Source organism: Litoreibacter sp., from assembly GCF_039974535.1.
GTDB lineage: Bacteria > Pseudomonadota > Alphaproteobacteria > Rhodobacterales > Rhodobacteraceae > Litoreibacter.
The window spans coordinates 452,177-471,931 of the sequence record NZ_JBDWIU010000012.1; the positions used below are offsets into that span (position 1 = coordinate 452,177).

General features: G+C 59.3%; 22 protein-coding genes. 20 read left to right on the forward strand and 2 right to left on the reverse strand.

Annotated features, from left to right (window positions below; genetic code table 11):
• Positions 1 to 176: 176 nt before the first annotated feature.
• The 3 genes from ABJN86_RS15195 (at position 177) to otnK (ending at position 3,067) form a co-directional block, all read left to right on the forward strand.
• Positions 177 to 746 (forward strand): YceI family protein, encoded by a 570-nt coding sequence (locus tag ABJN86_RS15195; protein WP_348363103.1) that lies wholly within the window; start codon positions 177 to 179, stop codon positions 744 to 746.
• Between the two features lie 168 nt (positions 747 to 914).
• Positions 915 to 1,814 (forward strand): L-threonate dehydrogenase, encoded by a 900-nt coding sequence (gene ltnD / locus ABJN86_RS15200; protein ID WP_348363101.1) that lies wholly within the window; start codon positions 915 to 917, stop codon positions 1,812 to 1,814.
• Complete coding sequence (gene otnK / locus ABJN86_RS15205; RefSeq protein WP_348363099.1) at positions 1,811 to 3,067, forward strand: 3-oxo-tetronate kinase; 1,257 nt, start codon at positions 1,811 to 1,813, stop codon at positions 3,065 to 3,067. Before ltnD ends, otnK begins: the two co-directional genes overlap by 4 nt.
• Here the strand turns inward: otnK and ABJN86_RS15210 are convergent.
• On the reverse strand, positions 3,064 to 4,299 hold the full coding sequence (locus tag ABJN86_RS15210) for a cytochrome b/b6 domain-containing protein (protein WP_348363097.1): 1,236 nt from the start codon (positions 4,297 to 4,299) through the stop codon (positions 3,064 to 3,066). The two genes, otnK and ABJN86_RS15210, sit on opposite strands and share 4 nt — an antisense overlap.
• 168 nt (positions 4,300 to 4,467) lie before the next feature.
• On the opposite strand from ABJN86_RS15210, the gene fabD reads away from it, so the two are divergent.
• The 6 genes from fabD to ABJN86_RS15240 all read left to right on the forward strand — a co-directional run bounded on the left by fabD (position 4,468) and on the right by ABJN86_RS15240 (position 9,401).
• Positions 4,468 to 5,406, forward strand: coding sequence for an ACP S-malonyltransferase (gene fabD, locus ABJN86_RS15215; protein ID WP_348363096.1), 939 nt, complete (start codon positions 4,468 to 4,470; stop codon positions 5,404 to 5,406).
• Positions 5,399 to 5,959: a hypothetical protein gene (locus ABJN86_RS15220; RefSeq protein WP_348363095.1), complete on the forward strand. Its 561-nt coding sequence runs from the start codon at positions 5,399 to 5,401 to the stop codon at positions 5,957 to 5,959. Before fabD ends, ABJN86_RS15220 begins: the two co-directional genes overlap by 8 nt.
• A 24-nt stretch (positions 5,960 to 5,983) precedes the next feature.
• Positions 5,984 to 6,721, forward strand: a complete 738-nt coding sequence (gene fabG, locus ABJN86_RS15225) for a 3-oxoacyl-[acyl-carrier-protein] reductase (RefSeq protein WP_348363094.1) — start codon at positions 5,984 to 5,986, stop codon at positions 6,719 to 6,721.
• A 218-nt stretch (positions 6,722 to 6,939) separates the two neighbouring features.
• A complete protein-coding gene (locus ABJN86_RS15230; RefSeq protein ID WP_348363092.1) occupies positions 6,940 to 7,173 on the forward strand; it encodes an acyl carrier protein in 234 nt (77 codons plus the stop codon).
• Positions 7,174 to 7,418: 245 nt separating this feature from the next.
• The gene (locus ABJN86_RS15235) at positions 7,419 to 8,675 is read left to right on the forward strand and encodes an alpha/beta hydrolase (protein ID WP_348363091.1); all 1,257 of its coding nucleotides are present in this window, start codon (positions 7,419 to 7,421) and stop codon (positions 8,673 to 8,675) included.
• A 126-nt stretch (positions 8,676 to 8,801) separates the two neighbouring features.
• Complete coding sequence (locus ABJN86_RS15240) at positions 8,802 to 9,401, forward strand: class I SAM-dependent methyltransferase (protein ID WP_348363089.1); 600 nt, start codon at positions 8,802 to 8,804, stop codon at positions 9,399 to 9,401.
• A gap of 22 nt (positions 9,402 to 9,423) precedes the next feature.
• Here the strand turns inward: ABJN86_RS15240 and ABJN86_RS15245 are convergent, their stop codons facing one another.
• Entirely contained in the window at positions 9,424 to 10,107 is a 684-nt protein-coding gene (locus ABJN86_RS15245; protein WP_348363087.1) for a glutathione S-transferase family protein, read from the reverse strand.
• 106 nt (positions 10,108 to 10,213) lie between these two features.
• Here ABJN86_RS15245 and fabF point away from each other — a divergent pair, with 106 nt between their 5' ends.
• The 11 genes from fabF to ABJN86_RS15300 all read left to right on the forward strand — a co-directional run.
• Positions 10,214 to 11,467: a beta-ketoacyl-ACP synthase II gene (gene fabF / locus ABJN86_RS15250; protein WP_348363086.1), complete on the forward strand. Its 1,254-nt coding sequence runs from the start codon at positions 10,214 to 10,216 to the stop codon at positions 11,465 to 11,467.
• Between the two features lie 7 nt (positions 11,468 to 11,474).
• Entirely contained in the window at positions 11,475 to 12,632 is a 1,158-nt protein-coding gene (gene mltG / locus ABJN86_RS15255) for an endolytic transglycosylase MltG (RefSeq protein WP_348363085.1), read from the forward strand.
• A 499-nt stretch (positions 12,633 to 13,131) separates the two neighbouring features.
• Positions 13,132 to 14,460, forward strand: coding sequence for a terminase family protein (locus tag ABJN86_RS15260; RefSeq protein ID WP_348363758.1), 1,329 nt, complete (start codon positions 13,132 to 13,134; stop codon positions 14,458 to 14,460).
• Positions 14,461 to 14,628: 168 nt separating this feature from the next.
• Positions 14,629 to 15,810: a phage portal protein gene (locus ABJN86_RS15265; RefSeq protein ID WP_348363083.1), complete on the forward strand. Its 1,182-nt coding sequence runs from the start codon at positions 14,629 to 14,631 to the stop codon at positions 15,808 to 15,810.
• On the forward strand, positions 15,810 to 16,070 hold the full coding sequence (locus ABJN86_RS15270; RefSeq protein WP_348363081.1) for a hypothetical protein: 261 nt from the start codon (positions 15,810 to 15,812) through the stop codon (positions 16,068 to 16,070). Before ABJN86_RS15265 ends, ABJN86_RS15270 begins: the two co-directional genes overlap by 1 nt.
• 21 nt (positions 16,071 to 16,091) lie before the next feature.
• Positions 16,092 to 16,655, forward strand: a complete 564-nt coding sequence (locus tag ABJN86_RS15275; RefSeq protein ID WP_348363757.1) for an HK97 family phage prohead protease — start codon at positions 16,092 to 16,094, stop codon at positions 16,653 to 16,655.
• 32 nt (positions 16,656 to 16,687) lie between these two features.
• A complete protein-coding gene (locus tag ABJN86_RS15280) occupies positions 16,688 to 17,890 on the forward strand; it encodes a phage major capsid protein (protein WP_348363080.1) in 1,203 nt (400 codons plus the stop codon).
• A gap of 84 nt (positions 17,891 to 17,974) precedes the next feature.
• Entirely contained in the window at positions 17,975 to 18,568 is a 594-nt protein-coding gene (locus ABJN86_RS15285) for a head-tail connector protein (RefSeq protein WP_348363078.1), read from the forward strand.
• A complete protein-coding gene (locus ABJN86_RS15290) occupies positions 18,568 to 18,903 on the forward strand; it encodes a phage head closure protein (RefSeq protein WP_348363076.1) in 336 nt (111 codons plus the stop codon). The genes ABJN86_RS15285 and ABJN86_RS15290 overlap by 1 nt, the downstream gene beginning before the upstream one ends.
• Entirely contained in the window at positions 18,900 to 19,310 is a 411-nt protein-coding gene (locus ABJN86_RS15295) for a DUF3168 domain-containing protein (RefSeq protein WP_348363075.1), read from the forward strand. The genes ABJN86_RS15290 and ABJN86_RS15295 overlap by 4 nt, the downstream gene beginning before the upstream one ends.
• A gap of 124 nt (positions 19,311 to 19,434) precedes the next feature.
• On the forward strand, positions 19,435 to 19,755 hold a 321-nt coding region (locus ABJN86_RS15300), incomplete at its 3' end, for a phage major tail protein, TP901-1 family (RefSeq protein WP_348432279.1).

A 19,755-nucleotide genomic window follows, 5' to 3' on the forward strand; every position in this document is an offset into this window, starting at 1 on the left:
GTATAGCAGGGATGGGGCAGGGCGCAAGGGGTTTGGCCCTTGTTTTTAAGATTGTTCGGGCGATCAACTGTTTCGCATATATGCACACAATCTGTTGATCAGGGTGGAATTGCCTTTCCAAGCCAAGAATAGAAAATAACATTCGCTCTACGCCATTTTGAAAAGGACCATCCATCATGAAATCCCTCGTTCTTGCCGCCGCTTTCGCGCTGGCCTCCACTGCTTCCTTCGCGGCTGACAAATACAAGCTAGACGCCAGCCACAGCCAGATCGTTTTCAGCTATAACCACCTTGGTTTTTCCACGACATATGGCATGTTTTCGGGCTTTGAAGGCGAAATCGCCTATGATGAGGCACACCCAGCCGAGTCTTCGGTAAGCGTGTCCATGCCGGTTGCAGGCATGTTTACGGGGTGGGAAAAGCGCACAGCACATTTCCTTTCTCCTAAAATGCTAGACGCGGCATCGGGTGGCGTTATCGCCTTCACATCTACCGGTATCGAAGTGACTGGCGAAAAGACCGCAAAGATTACAGGCGACTTGGCCATCAACGGCACAAGCAAGCCTATCGTTCTGGACGCAGTTCTGAACAAATCCGGCAAGCACCCACAAAGCGAAAAAGAATGGTTGGGCTTCAACGCGACGGCCACTGTTCTGCGCTCCGAGTATGGTGTTGATCTTGCTGTTCCATATGTAAGCGACGAAGTCGAAATTCAGATTTCTGTAGAAGCTGAAAAAGTTGAATAATTAAAGCACCTTGGTGCTAAACACAGCTAAGCCCCGTCGGTAGTGTAACCGGCGGGGTTTTTGTTTTGGCGGATTGGAAGGGGCATCTGCAATTGACAGCATTCTCAAGAAAATGCACAAATTTCGAAATTATCTAATAATATTGAAATTTGTGCTTGGGAGGGCCTCATGTCAAAACTACCTACCGCAGCCGTTATTGGGCTGGGTTCTATGGGCTGGGGTGCTGCAGTTTCATTGCTAAGGGCTGGCATCACCACGCAGGGCGTCGATATCCGTGAGGACGTGCTGGAAGCCTTTGCCGCAAAGGGCGGTGATAGCCATGCTTGCGTGAGTGACGCTTGCGCAGGGGCTGATGTGGTGCTCATTTTCGTTGTGAACGGGGAGCAGGCCGAGGACGTGTTGTTCGGGGCGGGCGGAGCGGTTGCTGCCGCAAAACAAGGCACGGTCTTTGTCACATGTGTTACCATGGAACCGTCGCGGGCCGTGGACCTTGCGCAGCGCATCGAGGCGGCGGGCATGTTGGCGATTGACGGACCGGTATCGGGCGGCTCGGCCAAAGCACTGACCGGCGAGATGACGATCATGGCCGCAGGACGCGCCGAGGCATTTGACGCGGCTGAAGCCTGTTTGGACGCGATTGCCACCAAGGTTTACCGCTTGGGCGACGAGGCTGGCAAAGGCTCTCAGGTGAAGATGATTAACCAGCTTTTGGCTGGCGTCCACATTGCAGCAGCGGCGGAGGCCATGACATTGGGCGCCAAGATCGGGCTGGATTTGGGCATGCTGCATGAGGTTATTCAGGAATGCGCGGGCAACTCTTGGATGTTCGGCAACCGTGGAGCGCATATCGTGGAGGGGGATTACACCCCGCATTCAGCGGTAGATATTTTCGTCAAAGACCTTGGCATTGTGACGGGCGAGGCGGACACGCATCCGGTACCTTTGTCCGAAACCGCATTGGCCTTGTTTAAAGAGGCCTCGGCGGCGGGCATGGGGCGCGAAGACGACGCGGCGGTGGCTAAGTTGTTGGCAACTAAGGGCGGCATCACCTTGCCGGGTATGGCATGACGGTTCTTGGTTGCATCGCGGATGACTTTACAGGGGCCACCGATTTAGCGGGGCTTCTGGCGCGATCGGGTGTGAGGGTGAACCTGCATATGGGCGTCCCCGATGCGCCGCCCACGGATACGGCGGCCTTCGAGGTGATTGCCCTAAAGTGCCGCACGGAGCCGGTGGCGGAGGCCGTGGCCGAATGCCTGCGCGCGCTGGAGTGGCTGCAAGCTGCGGGCGCAGCACGGTTCTTTTGGAAGTATTGCTCAACCTTTGACAGCACGGCGCAAGGCAACATCGGCCCTGTGGCAGAGGCCCTGATGGCGCGGCTTGGGGCGGATCAGACGATTTATTGCCCTGCATTCCCAGAGAATGGCCGTTCGATCTTCATGGGCAACCTGTTTGTGGGGGAGCAACCCCTTGGCGAAAGCCCGATGAAAGATCACCCGCTGACCCCAATGCGCGACAGCAATTTGATGCGCTTGTTGGAGCCGCAGGTTACACGCCCCGTTGGGTTGGCGAACCGGTTGGTGGTCGAGAAGGGCGCGGACGCCTTGCGTGCCCGATTGGCGGAGTTAAAGCAAAATGGCGTGGCGCATGTGGTCGTGGACGCTGTGTCGAACGACGACCTGCAAGTGATCTCAGAGGCTTGCCGCGACATGACGTTCCTGACGGGGGGCAGCGCCGTCGCGATGGCATTGCCGGAGTTGTATCTAAAGGACGGCACCCTTGATGCAGACGCACCGAAGATGGCGACGCCTAAGTTGCCGGAAGCAGCGATAGTTTTGTCGGGCAGCTGCTCGGCCATGACGCGCGCGCAAGTTTCCGACTATCTGAGGCAGGCCGATGGCTACCGTCTGGACCCGCTGGAACTGGCGCAAGAAGGCGTAGGTGCGGCGCTGGCTTGGTTGGAAAAGCAGCCTTTAGAGAGCGCCAAGATTATCTATGCCACAGCGGAGCCTTCTAATGTGAAGGCTGCGCAAGACAAATTGGGCATCGCCAAAGCGGGCGCATTGGTCGAGGACGCTTTAGCCACCTTGGCCGTGAAAGCACGCGAACTTGGTACGCGGCGTTTCGTCGTGGCTGGGGGCGAGACTTCAGGCGCCGTGACCAAGGCGCTAGGTGTGACACGGCTGACCATCGGCGCCGAGATCGCCCCCGGTGTGCCGTGGTGCTTTGCCCAAAGCGCGGGCGAGGAGATCGCTGTGACGCTGAAATCCGGCAACTTCGGTGCGGAGAGCTTCTTTAGTGACGCCTTGACGAAGCTCTAGTTACGGGTGGCGGTTAGCTCTACGCCTACCCCAACGGCGAAACTGACGGAGCCTTCGCCGGGGTAGGATTCACCGACCTTGAAGTCCTTGCGGTCCAAACTTGACTGGGCCTGCATGGTGGCCGTGTCGCCATCGATCTGGAGCGTGAAGGGCAGGTTCACGGGCGAGGTGGTGCCTGCAAGCGTCAATGTCCCGTTGGCGGTGTAGCCGTCCCCATCTGCTAGGATGTCGGCCTTGAAGGTGGCGGTGTCATGGGTGGCGGCGTCCAAGAATTCTGGCCCGATGGCTTGCCCCGTGATGGACCCCAAGGTGAGGGAGGCGATGGCGATCTGTACCTCGACGTCGCCGTACTTGCCGTCCTCATCTGCGCTTTCGTCAAAGTTGATGGCTGCGGTCCACTCGGCAAAGCTGCCCGTCACGTCGGCCCCGAATTGGCGCACGGTGATCGATAGGGTGCCGTCTTGAACGGCCCAGCCGCTGTCCACGACTGCTTCTTGCACAGTTTCATGGCCGTGATCATGATCGTGGTCATGATGCCCATCTGAATGATCATGCGCGGGGGCAGAGAACAGCCCCAGACTTGCCCCAACCAGCAAGGCCAACAGATAGGCGCCGATGGCCCCAAAGATGGGGGTGAAGCTGCGATGTTGGGGGGGGATGCTATCAGGTTCCGTCGTGCCCGGGAGCATGCGCTTCAGGGTGATGTCCTTGTCGACGAAGTGGTGCTTCAACGCGCCCAGAACATGCAGCACGATGGAGACGGCCAAGACCCGCTCGAATATAATGTGTAGGGAGGCGGAATTATGGGCCAGCACCTCATTCTTGGGGACAAAGGGCAGGTCTTGCCCAAATGGCCACCAAATCGGGGCAAATCCCGTAGTGGAGGCGTGGTGAACCCAGCCGGTCAGGGGCACAAGAACCAATGCGGCATAGAGGGACCAATGCACGATCTCAGCCAGCAGGGATTCCATCTTTTTATCCGCGTTCAGCAGCGCAGGTTTGGGATTGCTCACCGCCCAGATGATGCGAGCGAGGGCGGTGAAGAAGATGAACACCCCAAGTGTTTTATGGACCGAGAACATCTGCGCCTTATGCGCCAAGGCCTCGCCAGTATCGAAGGGAAGCCCGTTGGCGTAGATGCCCAGAGGGATCATGGAAATGACCAGCAGGGCCGTCAGCCAGTGAAAGCTCTTGGTCACGGATCCATAAGTGGTGGTGCTGTTGGCGCGCATTGGTCATTCCTGAATTTGGTGCTGGCTACTTAAACTCTGTATAACGGTAATGGAAATCACCAAGCAGTGCACAGGATTTGTGCGCGTTGCCCTTGGGGGAGCTTGTGAGGCGGCGGCGGGTCGGATAGACCCGTTTAAAACGCGAAGAAAATTATAGGGGAGCAGTCCATGCGCGCATTTGTATTTCCGGGACAAGGGGCCCAGACCATTGGGATGGGACGCGATCTTGCGGAGGCCTACCCAGAAGCCAAAGCGGTGTTCGATGAAGTTGATGACGCCTTGGGCGAAAAGCTGTCGGACCTTATCTGGAACGGCGAGCAGGACACATTGACCCTGACGCAAAACGCGCAGCCCGCCTTGATGGCGACATCCTTGGCGGTGATGGCGGCGTTGAAGTCGGAAGGTGTGGGCGTTGAGGCGGCATCTTACGTGGCTGGGCACTCCTTGGGCGAATATTCGGCACTGGCGGCGGCTGGTGCAATTTCGGTTGCGGACACCGCGCGGTTGCTGCGTGCGCGTGGCTTGGCCATGCAAGAGGCGGTGCCAGTGGGCGTGGGCGCAATGGCAGCCTTGCTGGGGCTGGACTTTGAGGCGGTGCAAGCCGTGGCAGAGGAAGCTGCAGGCGACGAAGTGTGCCAAGCCGCCAACGACAATGATCCGGGGCAGGTTGTGGTTTCTGGCCACAAGGCAGCTGTGGAGCGCGCGGTCGATCTGGCCAAAGAGCGCGGTGCCAAGCGTGCGGTGCTTTTGCCGGTAAGCGCGCCGTTCCATTGCACCTTGATGCAACCTGCGGCGGAAGCCATGGCGGTTGCTTTGGGTGGCGTTGATATTGAGCGCCCTTCGGTGCCACTGGTGGCGAACGTTCTGGCGGCGTCTATTAGCGATCCGGCAACCATTCGCAACTTGCTTGTGGAGCAGGTCACGGGCTCCGTGCGCTGGCGCGAAAGCGTGGGCTACATGGGCGAGCAGGGCGTGACAGAGGTTTGGGAAGTCGGCGCGGGCAAAGCCTTGTCCGGCATGATCCGCCGCATCAACCGCGACATAACCAGCCGCGCGGTTGGCACGGCTGCGGACGTGAAGGCGGCAGTGGACGCGCTGAATGCTTAAAGCTGGCCTCTTTGGCCTAGCCTTGTTGGCGGGCTGTGGGACGGTGGAGAATATGTCCCAGACCCTGCAATTGCAGGTAAAAGGAGATGCGTTACATGTCGATGGCCTTATAAATACGCGTGCCTTGCGTCAATTCACTCAAGCGCTTGATGACAATCCTGCCTTGAGGGAAGTGGTGTTGGGTGATGTTGAAGGCTCGATTGATGATGAGGTCGTGGCTGAAATGGGTTACCAACTGCGCGAGCGAGGCCTCAATACACGCATGACTGCGGACTCGGAGGTGTTTTCCGGCGGGGTTGATTTATTCTTAGCCGGCGTCGAGCGCAGCGTGGCCGCAGGGGCGGTTATGGGTGTGCATGAATGGAAAAGCGGTTTTGGGTCGGCGCGTGACTACCCGCGCGACTCCTCAGAGCACGACCAGACACGCGACTATACTGAAGATATGTTGGGCTCGGATGCTTTTTATTGGTTCACAATAGAGGCCGCACCGTTTGACGACGTGCATGTGATGACCCGAAGTGAAATGATTAAATACGGCGTGGTGACACGTTAAGCTAAATTAAGAAGGGGCAGTAAGATGTTTAACCTAGACGGAAAATCAGCGCTGATCACTGGCGCATCGGGCGGCATCGGCGGCGAAATTGCCAAGGCGCTGCACGCACAAGGCGCAACTGTTGGCCTGTCTGGCACCCGCGTGGAGCCGTTGGAGGCCTTGGCTGCCGAGTTGGGCGAGCGCGCACATGTGTTGCCGTGCAACCTGAGCGACATGGACGCCGTGGACGCTCTGCCAAAGCAAGCGGTTGCGGCGATGGGGTCCGTGGACGTGCTGGTCAACAACGCGGGCATCACCCGCGACAACCTGTTTATGCGCATGTCGGATGACGAATGGCAGTCGGTGATCGACGTGAACCTGACCTCGACCTTCAAGCTGTGCAAAGGCGTTTTGCGCGGCATGATGAAGGCGCGTTGGGGCCGGATCGTAAATATCTCTAGTGTTGTGGGGGCCACTGGCAACCCGGGGCAGGGCAATTATGCGGCCTCCAAGGCGGGTATGGTGGGCATGTCCAAATCGCTGGCCTACGAGGTTGCATCACGCGGCATCACAGTGAACTGCATCGCACCGGGCTTCATTAGCACCGCGATGACGGACAAGCTGAATGATGATCAAAAGGCTGGTATCCTTGGGCAAATTCCTGCTGGTCGCATGGGTGACGCGGGCGAGATTGCGGCGGCAGCACTGTATCTGGCAAGCACGCAAGCGGGCTATACCACAGGCACTACGCTGCATGTGAACGGCGGAATGGCGATGATCTAAGCGTAGCCTAGCGGCGTCTTACCTTAGGTCAGCAATGGGTTGCATAAGCGTTTGCGTTCCCTAATTGGTGTGCTATAGGCGGCGCAGCTATTGCTGGGGGATACCTCGGCTGTCGCATCTGCGACGATATAACAGGCCAAATGGCCAATCACCAACTGGGTAGGGAAACCTACCCGCCACCAATCGGGCAATGCCCGAGCAAATACGAGGAATACAACATGAGCGATATCGCAGACCGCGTTAAGAAAATCGTTGTCGAGCACCTTGGTGTAGAAGAAGACAAAGTTGTTGAAAACGCATCGTTCATCGACGATCTGGGCGCAGACAGCCTCGACACCGTTGAGCTGGTTATGGCGTTCGAAGAAGAGTTTGGCATCGAGATCCCAGACGACGCTGCTGAAACCATCCAGACTTTCGGCGACGCGACAAAATTCATCTCCGAAGCTTCCTAAGCTTTAGCTTACAGTTTTGACGAGACTAAAAATGGCGCCCTCTGGGGCGCCATTTTTGTTGTTTGGAACGCATTTGGCGCCCACGTGGATACATCACGGAACATGCCTGCACTGGCTAGCGGGAGCCTTCGGATACGCATGGAGACCCACGAGCGAATTGGTCATTCACGGGTTTCACGGTAATGTTGGTTGAAAGCCCCCGAATTCTTTTGCGCGTGTTAAAGAAATTCAGGTAAGATGCGCGGATGCTATCTAAATATATATATATCATGACGTTCGTCTCGATTGCGCTGTCCGCTTGCACCGCGGTTCCTAAGCTTTCGCCCACCCCAACGCTTTATGTCGAGGGGACGAAATACCCCGCTGAGAACATTTCCCCGTTTAATCGCTCCTCTAGCGCTGAGCTGGTGTATGCAACAGACCGCGTTGAACTTGTGAGCGGCGGGTTTGGGACAGGGCGCTCTCGGGCGTTGAAGTTTGGCACGGTTTCGGTTGGATTTGAATCCGACATAGGCTGGGATGAGATCGTCTCTACCAGCAATGAAGACGGATCCCGTAAAGGGTTTGAACTGGAAGTCGCCGGCATTGCCAAAGTTGGGAATTTCCCGCAGACGCCTTTGCCGTTTGCGGTGCGAAACGGTCGGCCTGAAATTTTGCCAAAGGCACAGGCTGAGCAACGCAAAGCGATACAGAAATTCCGGTCCCTTATTCGCGGCAAACTGAAGAAGTCTGGTGGCTCCGAAGTCACGATGTTGGTTCATGGAGTGAACACCGAGTTCAACGAGGCAGCCTTTGCTCTCACGAATGTCTGGCATTTTGCGGGCCGCAATGGCGTTCCCATTCTGTATTCATGGCCGTCGGGCAGTGGTGGCGTTCTGGGGTACTTCACGGACCGAGAATCCGGCGAATTTACCTTGTTCCATTTCAAGCAAATGATGCGGGTCCTTGCCGACATTCCCGAGGTGCGCGACATCAACATTATTGCCCACAGCAGGGGAACCGATGTTGTGACCACAGCCCTGCGCGAATTGGTCATCGAGGCTCGCGGCGGGGGCAAGAACCCGCGCAAAGTCCTCAAGGTTAAGAACCTGATCCTCGCGGCCCCAGATCTCGACTTCGGTGTTGTTGGTCAGCGCTTGATTGCGGAGCGGTTTGCCCCTGCGATCGGACGCATTACTGTCTACACCAACCGCTCGGACGGCGCGCTGAGATTGTCGCAACGCCTTATGGATGGCGTCAGATTTGGGCGGCTGCAGAACACGGCGCTAAACGAAACGGAGCGTCAAATCTTCAAAAACGTGCGCAATGTCGATTTCGTCGATGTGCCCCAGACCTCTGGCTTGATTAACCACAGCTATTACGCCACCGACCCTGGCGCTTTGTCCGACATAGCGCTGTTGTTACAAACAGGTGCGGCACCGGGGAGTGCCACTAGGCCGTTGACCTCTCGTCAGCAGAACTTCTGGTCGATCCCCGACGGCTATCCTGCAAAGCGCCCTTGAGAGCTAAATTCTAGCAAGTTTGGCGCTTTCCCCTTCAAATCAATGGCTGTGCGCGTATGACTTGCGCGTGCAGGGGTACTGGACGCGGATGCCACGCTCTCAACGAAATTTAGCGGTGATCAGAGCATGACAAAAGAGGGCGAGCTGCGGGTTGATTTTGTCGGTGGTGCTGTTGGGCATCGGTTGAAGTTTGGCGGCGGGCGCGGGCAGGATTTGGCTAAGGCCATGGGGCTGCGCAAAGGCAAGACCCCGATGATTGTGGATGCGACCGCAGGGCTTGGGCGGGATTCGTTCTTGTTGGCGTCCCTTGGGGCGCAAGTGACGATGATTGAGCGCTCGGCACAGATGCACGCCTTGTTGGCGCAAGGCATGCAGGACGCCGCGCGTGAGGGCGGCGAATTTCGCGAGATCATAGAGCGGATGACCCTATTGCACGGTGACGCCAAAGACCTGTTGCCGGACCTAGGGGGCGAGGCGGTTTTGATCGACCCCATGCACCCGCCGCGCAAAAACTCAGCGCTTGTGAAGCGGGAGCTGCGCCAAGTGCGCGAGATCGTGGGCACCGATGAGGACGCGGCCGACCTGCTGCGTTCTGCGCTAGAGCATGCGCGCAAACGGGTGGTGCTAAAATGGCCTGCAAAGGCCGACCCGATTGAGGGCGTGCGGGCCTGCTCGCACCAGATACTGGGCAAATCCACGCGCTATGACGTGTTTATGGTGGGGTGAGCGAGTAACGTGCGGCGGGGAATTAGGGCGTGCGCTTGCTGTCCATCCATTCCGCCATATGCGGGCGGTAAAACGCCAGCTCTGTTGCGACTTGGGGCAGTGCCTGCATCTGCGAACGGTAGCTGCGTACGGTGTCTGACCAATGCAACAAGGGCAGCACGGCGTGGGCCTCCATAATGTCGAGCCATTCCAGCGTCACGATCAACCCGCAATCACTGAGCCACAAGCGATCACGGGGGAGCGGGCTTTGGTCAAGGAGCGTGCTTAGCGCGGTGAGGCGCTTGGTAATCTCAATATGGGCGGCCTCAATCTCGGACGGGATGCGGGTTGTTGGTGCCACATTGCGAAACAGCAGGCGCAGGGCTGGCTCTAGCCTTGTGTCATGAAGCCGCGACAGCTCACGACATTTGGCACGTGGGATAATGCCTTGGGGTAGCATTGCGGGGGTAGGGTGCTTTTCCTCAAGGTATTCGGCAATTGCCTCGCTGTCAGTAAGCGTCAGGTCGCCATCCACCAGCGCGGGCAGATTTCCTGTGGGAACCCAGGAGAGGTAATCGCTGGGTGGGGGCACATCGGACCACTCGAGCCCCTTGGTGCGCAAGGCGAGGCGCAGTTTCGCGCAATAGAGAGAATGATCGATGCTGTAGACTTGATACATGCTCGGTTTATAGCGCAGGGGGTTGAAGGCGGGAAGTTCCCGCCCCATCTGAAACGCTAATGTGAATTCATACGCAGATGCCTTGCCCCTATGGGGGGTAGGCGTGTATGACGCGAGGGATAAACCTTGTGCTACAAAACAAAAGGGGTGGGGTATGCGTCGAGTAGTAATTACCGGTCTTGGAATGGTGACGCCTTTGGGCGACGGCGTGGAGACCACGTGGAAGAATGCGTTGGCGGGAAAATCCGGCGCGCGCACCATTGAGAAATTTGACGCCACCCATCTGGGAACCGGCTACGCCTGCGAAGTACCGCGCGGCGAGGGCGAGGGCGAATTCAACGCCGCCGACTACATGCACCCCAAAGAGCAGCGTAAAGTTGATGACTTCATCCTTTACGGCATGGCGGCGGCGCAACAAGCGGTGGAAGACGCGGGCTGGACGCCTGAGGATACGGAATCGTTGGAACGCACGGGCGTTATGATCGGGTCCGGCATTGGCGGTCTGTCGTCTATTGCGGACACTGCGGTGTTGATCAAGGAACGTGGCCCACGCCGCGTCTCGCCGTTCTTTATTCCAGGTGCTTTGGTGAACTTGGTGTCTGGGCAAGTGTCCATTCGCTATGGCTTTAAAGGTCCGAACCATGCGGTTGTGACGGCGTGCTCTACAGGTGCGCATGCCATTGGTGATGCGGCACGGCTGATTGCATTGGACGATGCGGATGTGATGGTCGCAGGCGGTGCGGAAAGCCCGATTTGCGAAATTGGCATCGCGGGCTTTAACGCCTGCAAGGCGCTATCGACCACTGGTGCGGAAGACCCAACCAAGGCCTCGCGCCCATGGGACGCGGACCGTGACGGCTTCGTTATGGGCGAGGGCGCTGGCGTTGTTGTGCTGGAAGAATACGAGCACGCCAAAGCGCGCGGCGCGAAAATTTACGGCGAAGTGCTGGGCTACGGGCTATCAGGCGACGCGCACCACATCACCGCCCCGCCAGCGGATCACGAGGGCGCAGAACGCGCGATGCGTGCGGCTGTGAAGCGTGCGGGCATTGAGCCAAGCCAGATCGACTACATCAACGCGCATGGCACATCGACCATGGCGGACACGATCGAGTTGGGTGCCGTGGAGCGGTTGCTTGGCGATGCGTGCAAGGATGCGGCGATGTCTTCGACGAAATCCATGACGGGTCACCTGCTGGGTGCGGCTGGTGCGATTGAGGCAATTTTCTGCATCTTGGCGATGCGCGACAATGTTTGCCCGCCGACGATCAATCTTGACAACCCTGCTTCTGACACGGACATTAACTTGTGTGCAAACAAGGCGGTGGAGCGTGAAGTTAATGTGGTTCTGTCCAACAGTTTTGGCTTTGGCGGCACCAACGCCTGCCTGATTATGGGGAAAGTGTAATCCGCTCATGTGGAAATCCATCGCTTCCAATTTCCTAACCCTGTTCATCTTGTTGCTGGTTTGCGCTGGCGCATTGGTGGGCTGGGGCAAGTCGCAATACACCAGCAGTGGCCCGTTGGAGGACGCAATTTGCGTGCGTGTTCCATTGGGTGGCTCGATGGCCTTGGTCTCGCGGGACTTGGAGGCGAAGGGGGCTGTGTCCAACGGGCGCATCTTCCGGATCGGTGCGGATTACGCCGAGAAATCCCAGCAGCTGAAAGCGGGTAGCTTTTTGGTGCCTGCCGAGACCTCGATGGAGGAGATCGTGGACATCGTGACGCGCGGTGGCCAGAACACCTGCGGCACGGAAGTGGTTTACCGCATTGGTGTCACCGCACGCAGCGCCGTTGTGCGCGAGTTGGACCCTGCAACCAACGCCTACGTTGAGACCGCGAGCTTTGTGCCAGGCGAAGATGAGGCACCGCAGGTCTATGTCGAGGCCCGTGACGACCGTGATGTGCGCTACCGTGTGGCTGTGGCCGAGGGCGCTACGAGTTGGCAGATTGCGGACAGTCTGAAGGCATTGGATGTGTTGGAAGGCGAGATTGCCGCGACACCTGCAGAGGGCAGCCTTGCGCCGGACAGCTATGAGCTGAAGCCGGGCAGTGACCGCAACGAGTTGATTGCGAAGATGCAGGCAGCTCAGGAGAAGATTTTGGCCGACGCTTGGGAGGCGCGGGATACGAGCGTTCCGCTGGCGTCGCCCGAGGAAGCGTTGATCCTTGCCTCTATCATCGAGAAAGAAACCGGCATCGCCGAAGAGCGCCGCCAAGTGGCCAGCGTGTTTACCAACCGTTTGCGCCAAGGGATGAAACTGCAAACGGACCCTGCGGTGATCTATGGGATTACGCGTGGCGAGGGTGTGCTTGGGCGTGGCCTGCGGCGCTCCGAGCTGGACCGCGAGACGCCATTCAATACCTATGCCATTCCGGGCCTGACCCCGACGCCGATTGCCAACCCTGGTAAATTGGCGATTGAGGCAGCACTGAACCCCGATGAGACGCCCTTTATCTTCTTTGTGGCGGACGGCACGGGCGGTCACGCCTTTGCGGTCACCATCCAAGACCACAACAAAAACGTGGCCGAGTGGCGCAAGATTGAAGCGGAACGGAACGCTAACAACTGATGCGCTAACTCTTTGTTAAGACACAGCGTTCGCAGGTTCAGCGAGGTTGGATTTTCTTGACTTTTGAGCGCGGATGAGGGATAAGACCTCTCAAGACGGAAACATTTGAGAAAGCGGCATAGGGCATCAGACCCTTGGCCGCTTTTTTCGTTTTCGACCCCTGACTGAGCCTAATCGCATTGCGCGACAGAGGTAGGAGGCCCCATGACAGAGACCCCCGAAAAATCCGGTTCGCCGGACCCATCGGTGACGCAAACTGTAGACGAGATATTGGAAGACCTGACCAACATGACCCAAGACCTGAGGGTCAAGGTCAGGCGGGAATGGCAACGAGTGCGCGAGGATCAGTCGGTCCCGCCGAGTTTTAAACCGATGCTGAGAGCAGAGCTTCAGCAATTGTTGAATATGAGTAGAGACGCGGAAGGAAAACTAGATGAACACCGCACAAAGCGTGCCGGCCGAGCAGGGGAATACGCCCTTAACCTTGGAGACGCCCGACTTGAGATCGGGCGCCGACTTGATAGCATCCGAGCCGCGCGCGGTTCAGGAGGCATTTCTTGACGGGTTGAGTGAGCATGAGCTGTGCGCACTGCCGTATCTGTTTGATTTCTGGGCACATCCGCACCAAGTGCCGCCGGAGGGCGACTGGCGCTCTTGGGTGATCATGGGGGGGCGCGGCGCGGGTAAAACCCGCGCGGGCGCCGAATGGGTACGCGGAATGGTTGAGGGCGACATGCCCGGTGACGCGGGTCGAGCTAAACGGGTGGCCTTGGTGGGTGAGACCTTCGATCAGGTGCGCGATGTGATGATTTTTGGCGATAGCGGGATCATGGCGTGCTCGCCCCCTGACAGGCGGCCAGAGTGGCAAGCGACGCGGCGCCGTTTGGTTTGGCCGAATGGGGCAGTGGCGGAAGCGCATAGCGCGTCATCACCAGAGCACATGCGCGGACCGCAGTTTGACGCGGCTTGGGTGGATGAGCTGGCCAAGTGGAAGAAGGCGCGTGACGCCTATGACCAATTGCAATTCGCCCTGCGTTTGGGCGACTGCCCGCAACAGGTGATCACCACGACCCCGCGCAACGTGAAGGTGCTGAAGCAAGTGCTGGACGCGGGCACCACCGTTGTGACCCATGCGCCGACGGAAGCGAACCGCGCCAATTTGGCGGGATCGTTCTTGGAGGAAGTGCGCGCCCGTTTTGGCAACACACGGATGGGGCGTCAGGAATTGGACGGCTTGTTGCTGGACGATTTAGAGGGGGCTTTGTGGGCCTCTGGGATGCTGGAAGATGCGCGCGTGGCGGAGCTGCCGGAGTTTGAGCGCGTGGTTGTGGCGGTGGACCCTGCGGTGTCTTCGAAGAAAGCCTCGGACGCGTGTGGGATTGTGGTTGCGGGCTTGGTGCGCAGTGGCAAGCACTGGAGCGCGGTGGTGATTGAAGACGCCACAGTGGAAGGTGCGACCCCGACGGGCTGGGCGCATGCCGCGATTGCGGCCTATGAGCGCCACGGCGCGGACCGGATCGTAGCGGAAGTGAACCAAGGGGGGGATTTGGTCGAGACCTTGATCCACCAGTTGGACCCATTGGTGCCGTATCGGTCTGTGCATGCGTCGCGCGGCAAGGCGGCGCGGGCGGAACCTGTGGCGGCTTTATACGAACAGGGGCGCGTGAAACACTTTGGCGACTTGGGCGCATTGGAAGACCAGATGTGCCAGATGACGACCACGGGGTTTCACGGGTCTGGGTCGCCGGACCGTGTGGATGCTTTGGTTTGGGCATTGACCGAGTTGACGGGTGCGGCGGCCCCGCACGCACGGATACGCACACTTTAGCCCGAAGCAGGGCACCGTACGGTGGTGTAATTTGATCTTAGGGGCTGTGCGCTAAATTGCCCTCAAGACGCGATGAACGGCCAAGGTAGGCCTTAGACGACAGACAATTGAGGCCCCTTTGGATCGCACCAAGGGGGCCTTTTCTTTTGGACGAACAGGAGCCGGATGATGGTGTTTGACTTTTTGCGGCGTGGGTCGGTGGATATGGCGCAGGCGGATGTGCCGGAAGCGAAGGCCTCGGCCACGGGCAAGGTGCTGGCTTATGGCGGGCGCGGCATTGCGTGGAGCCCACGGGACACGCCGTCACTGACGCGCTCTGGCTTTGCGGCGAACCCTGTGGGGTTCCGATCCGTGAAGATGATAGCGGAGGCGGCGGCGGCCTTGCCGCTGGTTTTGCAAGACGAGGCGCAACGGTTTGAGACGCATCCGGTGCTGGCGCTGATGTCGCGGCCCAACCAAGCGCAGGGCCGCGCGGAGATGCTGGAGGCTTTGTACGGGCAGCTATTGTTGTCGGGGAACGGGTATCTGGAGGCGGTGGGCCTTGGGGACGGTGTGCCGGTGGAGCTGCATGTGCTGCGCTCCGAACGGATGCATTTGGTGCCCGGTGCGGACGGCTGGCCTGCGGCCTATGAATACGCGGTGGGGGGACGCAAGCATCGGTTTAGCATGACGGGCGACTTGGCCCCGATCTGCCATATTCGCAGTTTTCATCCGCAAGATGACCACTATGGGTTCTCGCCCCTACAGGCGGCAGCGACGGCGATTGACGTGCATAACAGCGCGTCGCGCTGGTCGAAGGCGCTGCTGGATAATGCGGCACGGCCCTCTGGCGCTATTGTCTACAAAGGTGGGGATGGCCAACAATCGATGACCAACGACCAGTTTGAGCGGCTGCAGGTTGAGATGGAGGCGCATCACCAAGGGGCGCGTAATGCGGGGCGCCCGATGCTGCTGGAAGGGGGCTTGGACTGGAAGCCGATGGGGTTCTCACCGTCGGACATGGAGTTTCAGAAGACCAAAGAGGCCGCCGCGCGCGAGATTGCGCAGGCCTTTGGGGTGCCGCCGATGTTGCTGGGGATACCAGGTGACGCGACTTACGCCAATTACGCGGAAGCGAACCGCGCGTTCTACCGTCTGACGGTGCTGCCATTGGCAGCCAAGGTGCTGGGATCGGTGTCGCATTGGCTGGGGGAGTTGTCCGGCGAGGCGGTGAGCTTGAGCGCGGATCTGGACCAAATCCCCGCCTTGGGCGTGGAGCGTGAGGCGCAGTGGAAGCGCGTGGCTGGCGCGGACTTCTTGAGTGCCTCTGAGAAGCGCGTGCTGTTGGGGCTGCCTGCGGAGCCTAGCTGATGGAGGCCAAAGAGCGCCCACATAGGGGCGGGGGATCGCGCTATCTTTATGAGCCGTTTGAAAGCGGCATGGAGCTGGCCCCGATGTTGAAGTTGGAAGCGCTGGAGCGGGTGCAGGCGGAACGTTGGACTGCGCTGGATTACCGGCTGGGTCAGATCGAGGCGCGGCTGGAGCGGCTGGAAAAGCGCGTTTGGCTGACGATCTTTGGCGTGGCTGCCGCCGTGTTGAAGGAAACTGTAACCGGCGTTTTTCTGCCGTAGATAATTCAAAATAGGTGAATGATGTCAGATTATTACGGGCCTGAGTTAGAGCGAAAATTTTGCCAAATAGGCGATCAAGTCGAGCTGGGTGCCAATGCCACGATTACGGGCTATGCGTCCGTATTTGGCGAAGTGGATCAGGGCGGCGACGTGGTGCGTCAGGGGGCGTATAGCGGCTCGCTTGAGCGGCTGAAGGCCAGCGGCACGAGCGTGAAACTGTTGTGGCAACACGACCCCGCGCAGCCCATCGGCGTTTGGGATGAGGTGCGCGAAGACGCGCACGGCCTCTACGTGAAGGGACGCCTGTTGACCGAGACCCGCCAAGGGTTTGAGGCGGCGGCCCTGATCGAGGCGGGGGCCATCGACGGGCTGTCCATCGGATACCGAACGGTGAAGGCCGAGAGGGATGCCAAAGGCCGGAGGCACTTGGCAGAGCTGGAGTTATGGGAGGTGTCGCTTGTGACCTTCCCGATGCTTCAAGAGGCGCGGGTGGCGGGTAAATCCGACGATGCCGCGCTGGACACGTCGGCGCAGGACCTAGCGGGGGTGTTTCGCACCCTGCGTCATACGCTCAGCGAGGGCTGAGCATCACAACGTAGCAACATGCAGGACATGACATGACCAAACCCGAGACTAAGTCCCGGGCCGGAGGGCGCGCGCCTGATGGCACGGCTCCGGCTTTTGATCTGGCCCAAGAGATGGCCGGATTTATGAACGACTTCGGCCAGTTTCAGGCCGACGTGAAATCCCGACTACAATCACAGGAAGACCGTATGACCCATTTGGATCGCAAGAATTTCGCCCGCACCGCACGCCCGGCCTTATCCACGGCTGTTGAGGCCGAGGTGCCTCATCAGAAGGCCTTTCAAGCCTATCTACGAAGTGGCGATGACGATGGTTTGCGCGGCCTCGAAGTTGAGGAAAAAGGTCTGACCACTGCTGTGGCTGCAGATGGTGGCTACTTGGTGGATCCGCAGACATCCGACACGGTTGCAACAGTGCTGAAGTCCACCGCGTCCCTGCGCGCCATTGCCAATGTGGTGAATGTGGAAGCCACATCCTACGACGTGCTGGTGGACCATACCGAGCTGGGCTTTGGCTGGGCGACGGAAGCGGCCTCACCGGAGACGGACACGCCGCAGTTCGACCGCATCAGTATTCCGTTGCACGAGTTGTCTGCCTTGCCGAAGGCATCGCAGCGCCTATTGGACGACGCGGCGTTTGACGTGGAGGGCTGGCTTGCGGGCCGCATCGCGGACAAATTCGCGGCGGCTGAGTCTGAGGCGTTCATCATGGGTGACGGCGTGGACAAGCCCAAGGGTTTCCTGACGCACACGGCCGTGGATGATGCGATCTGGGCATGGGGCAACATTGGCTACATCGCCACCGGCGTGGACGGTGATTTTGCCTCTGGCACTCCGGCGGAGAGCATTGTGGATTTGGTGTACTCTCTGGGTGCGCGCTATCGCTCCAACGCGGCCTTTGTGATGAATTCCAAAACGGCGGGTGCCGTGCGCAAGATGAAGGACGCGGACGGGCGCTTCTTGTGGTCTGACGGCTTGGCGGCGGGCGAGCCTGCACGCTTGATGGGCTACCCTGTGCTGATTGGCGAGGACATGCCGGACATTGCTTCTGGTGAGACCGCGATTGCGTTTGGCGACTTCTCCAAAGGCTACACCGTGGCGGAGCGCCCAGACCTGCGCATCCTGCGTGACCCGTTCTCGGCCAAACCGCATGTGTTGTTCTACGCCACCAAACGCGTGGGCGGCGACGTGTCGGACTTTGCCGCGATCAAGCTGCTGAAGTTCGCGACCTCCTAAAGCTGATCCGGCCGGGCGCGGGATGCACCGCGCCCGGCACTCCGCAATTGCGACTTACTGAAACTGACCGTTTGGAGATGGATCATGGAGCTGGTTGACCTGACCACCACCCCCTTTGAAGCCCTGCCGATTGAGGCGTTTAAGGCGCATTTGCGTCTAGGGACCGGCTTTGCCGACGACAGCCTGCAAGATGACCTGCTGGCAGGATATCTACGCGCCACGCTTGCCGCCGTGGAGGCGCGCACGGGCAAGGTATTGTTCGAGCGGGTTTTGCAGTGGCGTTTGTCCAGATGGGCCGAGTATGGGCATCAACCGCTGCCTGTGGCCCCTGTGACCGCGATCACCAGCGTTGGGTTGCGCGACGTTGAAGGTAACGTGAGCGAGGTAGATACGGAGCTATACGGCTTGGAGCGAGACACGCACCGCCCGCGATTGTTTGCCAAAGGGTCTTGCTTGCCGAGCATTTCCGAGGACGGTGAAGCGGTGGTGAGCTTCACCGCGGGGTTCGGCGCCAGTTGGGACGACATTCCAGCGGATATGCAGCAAGCGATTTTGATGCTGGGCGCGCATTACTACGAGCACCGGCATGAGATGAGCGGCGTGGTGAAGGCCATGCCGTTTGGAGTGGTGTCTTTGCTCGAGCCATACCGCAACATTCGTGTACTGGGAGCGCGCTGATGGCTGTGGTGTTGAACAGACGCCTGACGCTTGAGCACGCGGTGCGTGTGGCGGATGGCGCAGGGGGGTACACGGAAGCGTGGATGCCGCTTGGTGAGCTATGGGCGCAGATGAAAGCGGGCACGGGGCGCGAGCGATTTGGAGCGGGGGTGACGGTCTCGGCTGTGGCCTACAAGATTGTGGTGCGAGGCGCGGCGGAGGGATCGTACGCCCGCCCGCAACCCGATCAGCGGTTTCGTGAGGGCGCGCGGGTGTACCGGATACTTGGTGTCGCTGAATACGACCTGGATGGGCGCTACCTGACCTGCTTTGCCACTGAGGAGGTTACGGGATGACCTATGCAGTATCAGCAGCCCTGCAAGGGGCGGTCTTTGGGGCATTGGCGGGGGACAGCGGTTTGAGTGCCCTTGTGGGAGGGGCGATCTTTGATGCGGAGCCTGCGGGCAGCCTGCCGGAGCTATATGTCACCTTGGGACCAGAGAACGTGCGCGCGGGATCGGACGGATCGGCGGGCGGCGCGCTGCATGAGTTTGTGATTTCCGTGGTGACGGATGCGGCGGGGTTTTCCACGGCGAAACAAGCGGGCGCTGCGGTGTGCGATTTGCTGATTGATGCGGATTTAGCGCTGGAGCGGGGGCGGCTGGTGTCGTGCCGGTTCCTTAAGGCCAAGGCGAGCCGTGTAGGGACTGGTGCGGTGCGGCGTATCGACATGACGTTTCGGGCGCGTGTGGATGACGGGTGAATTTGCCGCGATCGGCGTGCCGGAGGTGAGCGGCGGAACTTAGGTATTTTTGAAGCAATGATGAGGGGCGTGATGCGTGAATACGCGGGCGTTTTCCTTTGAGACAAACGGATGGAGACGGGCCATGGGCGTACAACGCGGCAAGGACTTATTGTTGAAAGTGGATCTGACCGGTGACGGGCAGTTCGAGACCATCGCGGGGCTTCGCGCCACGCGGATATCGTTTAACGCGGAGCAGGTTGATGTGACCTCCATGGAGAGTGCCGGAGGCTGGCGTGAATTGCTGTCTGGGGCGGGGGTCAAGAGCGCCTCGATCTCGGGGTCTGGCGTGTTTCGCGACGAGGGCACGGATGAGCGCGCGCGCCAAATTTTCTTTGACGGAGAAGTGCCGCAGTTTCAGGTGATTATCCCTGACTTTGGCATTGTTGAGGGCGCGTTTCAGATC